This window comes from Halopiger aswanensis, from assembly GCF_003610195.1.
In the GTDB taxonomy this organism is placed as follows: Archaea; Halobacteriota; Halobacteria; order Halobacteriales; family Natrialbaceae; genus Halopiger; species Halopiger aswanensis.
Map to the genome: position 1 here is coordinate 1 of NZ_RAPO01000016.1, position 1,254 is coordinate 1,254.

The 1,254-nt window shown below is 67.1% G+C and carries 1 protein-coding gene; it reads left to right on the plus strand.

The annotated features are described in order from the left end of the window. Positions 1-67: 67 nt before the first annotated feature. Positions 68-1,254, plus strand: a 1,187-nt coding sequence (locus ATJ93_RS23200) for an HAD-IC family P-type ATPase (protein ID WP_394338807.1), incomplete at its 3' end; no start/stop codon positions are given.

Genomic DNA, 1,254 nt, shown 5'->3' on the forward strand with positions numbered 1-1,254 from the left:
TGACAGGCCGTCGAACGGGACGGCGTCGCCCGAGGGCGAAGGCGAGGAGCCGCGAACGGAACGGTCGATGCTCGAGGAGGAGGCGACGGACGCCGACGAAGCCGAACGAGAGATCGAAAACCGACACGAACGAGGTCGCGAGGGGGGCCGCGAGCACGGCGGTCACGGTCGCGACGATCACGAAGGCCACGACGACGGCGATCACGGCCACGGCGGCATGCACGAGGGCCACGAACGGATGTTCCGCCGGCGCTTTTTCGTCTCGACGCTGCTGTCGATTCCGGTCCTCCTCTACAGCGAGATGCTGCAGGACTGGCTCGGGTTTTCCGTCCCGGCGTTTCCCGGAAGCGAGTGGATCAATCCGGTCTTCGCGGTCGTCGTCTTCGCGTACGGCGGCGTGCCGTTCCTCCGGATGGCCGTCCCCGAACTGCGGAAGCGCTCGCCGGGGATGATGACGCTCATCTCGATGGCGATCACGGTCGCGTTCGTCTACAGCCTCGCGAGCGTCGTCCTGCCGACCGAGTCGGCGTTCTTCTGGGAGCTCGTGACGCTGATCGACATCATGCTGCTCGGTCATTGGATCGAGATGCGCTCGGTCAGGCGGGCCCAAAGCGCGCTCGACGAACTGGCGAAGCTCATGCCCGACACCGCCGAGCGAATCACCGAAGACGGCGACACAGAGGAAGTGCCGGTGAGTGACCTCTCCGAGGGCGATCTCGTCCTCGTTCGTCCCGGCGCGAGCGTCCCCGCCGACGGCGTCGTCGAGACGGGGGAGTCGGACGTGAACGAATCGATGATCACTGGCGAGTCGATGCCCGTCTCCAAGGCGCCGGGCGACGAGGTGATCGGCGGGACGATCAACGGCGACGGGAGCCTCCGTGTCCGAATCGAGGCGACTGGTGAGGAGACAACGCTGGCGGGGATCATGCGGTTGGTCGAAGAGGCCCAGGAGGGGAAGTCGGAGACGCAGGCACTCGCCGACCGCGCTGCGGGCTGGCTGTTCTACGTCGCCGTCGGCGCGGCGGCCGTGACCGCCATCGCGTGGACGGTCGCGACCTCGTTCGACGCGGCCGTGATCGAGCGGGTCGTCACCGTCCTCGTGATCGCCTGTCCCCACGCGCTGGGGCTGGCTATCCCACTCGTGGTTGCGATCAACACCTCGCTGGCCGCCAGTAACGGGATGCTCGTTCGCGACCGAATCGCGATGGAGGAAGCGCGCAACCTCGAGACGATCGTCTTCGACAAGACGGGGAC